This window comes from Sphingobacteriales bacterium (genome assembly GCA_012517435.1).
Taxonomy (GTDB): domain Bacteria; phylum Bacteroidota; class Bacteroidia; order CAILMK01; family JAAYUY01; genus JAAYUY01.
The window spans coordinates 1-3991 of the sequence record JAAYUY010000129.1 but is presented as its reverse complement, the minus strand read 5'-3'; the positions used below and the strand labels follow the sequence as shown (position 1 = coordinate 3991).

Sequence of the window (3991 nt, the reverse complement as noted above, 5' to 3'; positions counted from 1 at the left end):
TAAAAGACGAAGAAAACAACCGTCTTAAACTTAATTGGGATTTACACCGGACCCTTGCCAAAATCAACTACCGCATTCACACCGATGCAATCAAGGAAAATATTATTCCCGAAAACCTCAGTAAAGAACAAATCAATCAAATTTACGCCAGCGAAGCAGATGTGCTGAATGTAGCCATGTTTGGAAAGACAGCAAAACAATGGCGTGATGAGAATCCGGCAGCAGAAGGCAATATCAGAGATTATGCTACCATCGAACAGCTATTGGTTTTAGCAAATCTGGAAAGCCTTAATGCCGAATTTATCAAGATGGGTTTATCTCAATCCGAAAGATTGGTCAGACTTAATCAAACAGCCATCAGTCAGATGAAATCATTGGCTTTTAATTTAAACATCAAGAGATTAGAACAATAATGGCAATTCACAAACTATTGCAGGAAATCAGCAGCCAGTAAAATACTATTAACATGCACACATACAGTTATTTGATGAAAGCTTCTATAATCTGCTATTACAACAAGGAAAACAACTTTAAGGTGACAAAAATGAACATCTCATATAACAGGAAGATAGATAATCCGTGGCACAAACATTGAATTTTGCTGAACCACAAAAAAAACAGATGATAACTATAGATAATTATCTGGATAGTCACTATATCCACAGAAGTAATTGGCTGCGAGCAGCAGTCTTAGGCGCAAATGACGGTATCATCTCGATTTCAAGTCTTGCTATCGGTGTGGCAGCAGCAAGCACCACCAGAGAGCCTATTCTTCTGGCATCTTTAGCAGGTCTGGTAGCCGGAGCTTTATCCATGGCAGCAGGAGAATATGTATCGGTCAGTTCCCAAACCGATATTGAACAGGCTGATATTGAAAGAGAAAAACTGGAACTTGAACAGATGCCCGAAATTGAAATGAAGATTTTAGCAGAAATTTACGAAAAAAGAGGATTAAAGAAAGATACAGCCTGGCAGGTAGCCAAAGAACTGACGGAAGCAGATGCATTAGGAACACATATTCGCGATGAATTAGGTATTAACGAAATTACAAAGGCAAAACCAATTCAGGCAGCATTGGCCTCGGGTGCAGCATTTATGTCGGGTGGCCTGCTACCTCTCCTCCTTTCTGTTTTTGCTCCCGTTTCATGGATGGAATATTACCTGTATGGATTTACCATTATTTCATTGGTCATTCTTGGATGGTTTTCCGCAAAAACCGGTGGCTCCAGATCGGGGAAAGCCATCTTAAGAATCGTCATTTGGGGAACGATTGCTATGGTTTTATCTGCCTTAGTAGGATATATTTTTGGGGTCAGTGTTTAATCTTTAAACTTTAATACTATGAATGCAGCTCATTTTCATTTGGTGGTCAATCATTTACCCATCATTTTCCCGATAGTGGGTATAATTGTACTGCTTACAGGGTTATTAATCAAATCTGACCCTGTAAAGCGAACGGCTTACCTGATTTTTATTATCGGTTCGTTGGCTTCAGTAGCCGCTATGGTAAGTGGTGAAGGAGCCGAAGATGTCGTAAAAAATATCAGCGGTGTTACCGAATCCTTTATTGAAAGACACGAAGAAAAAGCCAAACTGTTTTCCATTCTGACGTATTTCCTGGGCGGTCTTTCTTTGATTGGCTTATGGGTAAACTTCAGACAAAAATCATTTTCAAACATTATTGCTATTGCTGTGCTGATTTTTGCATTTGTGGTCATCTATTTTGGTAAACTGACAGGAACTTCAGGAGGGGAAATAAGGCATACAGAGATTCGCGCAGACAATCATTATCCTTCTGCTGCCGTGAGTGCTCAAAACAATACCGAAGAAGAGGATGAAGAGGATTAATACAACGAAATCTTTCGAGCTTAGCTTTTAATCAAAAGTCTGTAATTACAGGCTTTAACAATTATCCTGCTTCAGCTTCGTTTGCGTTTATATTTAATTCCAGAAATAGTCTGGTATTAAAATTTAACCATTCCGGCAAATCCCATGAAGGCGAGTGATAAGATACCGGCAACCACAAGAGCAATAGGAACGCCTCTCATTCCTTTCGGAACCATCATAAGTTCAAGATGTTCCCTGATGCCTGCAAAAATGACCAATGCAAAGCCGAACCCAAGGGCATTTCCGATGGCATAAACCACTCCCTGAATCAGGGTCAGGTCTTTTTGAATGGTCAGAATGGCTACCCCCAACACAGCACAGTTGGTCGTGATTAGCGGAAGATAAATACCCAGTGCCTGATAAAGAGAGGGGCTCACCTTTTTAAGTATAATTTCAACCATCTGAACCAGTGCCGCAATGACCAGAATAAATGAAATGGTTTGTAAAAACTCGAGTCCAAGCGGATCAAGAATGGATTTTCTGACAATATAGGTAACAAGTGTCGCCAGCGTCAATACAAATAAAACAGCACCACCCATTCCGACAGCTGTACTGGTTTTTTTGGAAACACCCAGAAAAGGACAGATTCCAAGAAACTGTGTCAATACAATATTATTGACAAACACAGTAGAAATAATTATGATAAGGTATTCCATCATCCGTTCGATTTAAGGTATTTATTGACAAAAGCAATCAGATAACCCAGCGCAATGAAAGCACCGGGAGCAAGAATAAACACAAGTATGGTAACCGGGTTCCCCTGAGCGTCTTTTGGGAAAACCGGCACATTCATCCCAAAAAACTGTCCGGCACCCAGAATTTCACGTATTCCGCCAAGGACTGTCAAGGCAAGTGCAAAGCCAAGTCCCATGCCTAAACCATCGAGCAGGGAAGAAAAAACATTGTTCTTTGAAGCAAAAGCTTCAGCACGGCCTAAAACAATGCAGTTGACCACAATTAAAGGGATAAAAATCCCCAGTTGTTTGTGCAAAGCAGGAACGTAGGCAGCCATCACCAGGTCAACAATGGTTACAAAAGAAGCAATCACCACAATGAAAGACGGTATTCTGACCTTTGAAGGAATCAGGTCTTTTATTAAAGAGATGACCACATTGGAACAAAACAGCACAAAAGTAGTAGCCAGTCCCATTCCAAGTCCGTTATATGCTGAGGAGGTTACTGCCAATGTCGGACACGTCCCCAGCAACAATACAAGTATCGGATTTTCATTAATAAATCCGTTTGTAAAGGTTTTCAGGTTCTTATTCATTTTAAACCTCCTTCATTTTTTTCTTTTACAAAAGCATCATAAGCCCGTTGAATGGCATCACAATATGCCCTTGAAGAAATGGTAGCAGCTGTAATGGCATCTACATCACCTCCATCTTTTTTCACCTTCAGCTTAAATGATTCAGGATTTTTACCGTTAAACTGAACCGGGAATTTTGATTTTGACACATCCATTTTATCACCCAGACCGGGGGTTTCGTGATGCTCAAGAACTGCGGTATTCTGTATCACACCATCGGGCAGAAAGCCGACCATGATGACAAACCTTCCACTGAAACCTTTGTCAGTATAGGTTTTTACGGCTACTCCTACCAGTTTACCATCTTTTTTAGCCGGATAAAACACAAGTTTGTCAGGCCCATCACAGGCTACCTCATAACTTTCTGCTCCGACATCATTATTAAATTCCGGAACCACCAACGAAATGGCTTTCTGAAGTTTTTCCTTTTTTGCCTGCTCAATTTTTTCTTTTGTCAGGTTGAAAACCCCGGCCAGTGCTACAGAAGCTGTAATGGTGATTACCGCCAGGGTAACAGTCATATTGACAAATGTGGACTCTTTTTTGGATGCCATTTTATTATTTTTTAACTATCTTTTCACCAAATCTTTTAGGTTTAAATCCTGCATTAATCAGGGGAACAAAGGCATTCATCAACAGTATGGCAAATGAAACGCCTTCAGGATATGCACCAAACAAACGTATCAGCATGGTCAGCACTCCGCACCCTATCCCATAAACAATCATACCTACAGGTGTCATCGGAGACGAAACCATATCGGTAGCCATAAAAAAGACACCCAGCATCAGACCTCC

Annotated in this window: 6 protein-coding genes and 1 pseudogene; 3 read left to right on the top strand and 4 right to left on the bottom strand. The window is 40.7% G+C overall.

What is annotated here, in order from left to right:
- The 3 genes and pseudogenes from GX437_07395 to GX437_07385 all read left to right on the top strand — a co-directional run.
- The coding region (locus tag GX437_07395; protein NLJ07476.1) for a KilA-N domain-containing protein at positions 1 to 413 on the top strand (413 nt) is incomplete at its 5' end.
- A gap of 208 nt (positions 414 to 621) precedes the next feature.
- The gene (locus GX437_07390) at positions 622 to 1323 is read left to right on the top strand and encodes a VIT family protein (GenBank protein ID NLJ07475.1); all 702 of its coding nucleotides are present in this window, start codon (positions 622 to 624) and stop codon (positions 1321 to 1323) included.
- An 18-nt stretch (positions 1324 to 1341) separates the two neighbouring features.
- Positions 1342 to 1782, top strand: a pseudogene (locus GX437_07385) (hypothetical protein).
- Positions 1783 to 1964: 182 nt separating this feature from the next.
- Here the strand turns inward: GX437_07385 and rsxA are convergent.
- The 4 genes from rsxA to GX437_07365 form a co-directional block, all read right to left on the bottom strand.
- Positions 1965 to 2543 (bottom strand): electron transport complex subunit RsxA, encoded by a 579-nt coding sequence (rsxA, locus tag GX437_07380; GenBank protein ID NLJ07474.1) that lies wholly within the window; start codon positions 2541 to 2543, stop codon positions 1965 to 1967.
- Positions 2543 to 3157: an electron transport complex subunit E gene (locus GX437_07375; protein ID NLJ07473.1), complete on the bottom strand. Its 615-nt coding sequence runs from the start codon at positions 3155 to 3157 to the stop codon at positions 2543 to 2545. The genes rsxA and GX437_07375 overlap by 1 nt, the downstream gene beginning before the upstream one ends.
- On the bottom strand, positions 3154 to 3750 hold the full coding sequence (locus GX437_07370) for an RnfABCDGE type electron transport complex subunit G (GenBank protein ID NLJ07472.1): 597 nt from the start codon (positions 3748 to 3750) through the stop codon (positions 3154 to 3156). Before GX437_07370 ends, GX437_07375 begins: the two co-directional genes overlap by 4 nt.
- 4 nt (positions 3751 to 3754) lie before the next feature.
- Positions 3755 to 3991, bottom strand: a 237-nt coding sequence (locus GX437_07365) for an RnfABCDGE type electron transport complex subunit D (protein ID NLJ07471.1), incomplete at its 5' end; no start/stop codon positions are given.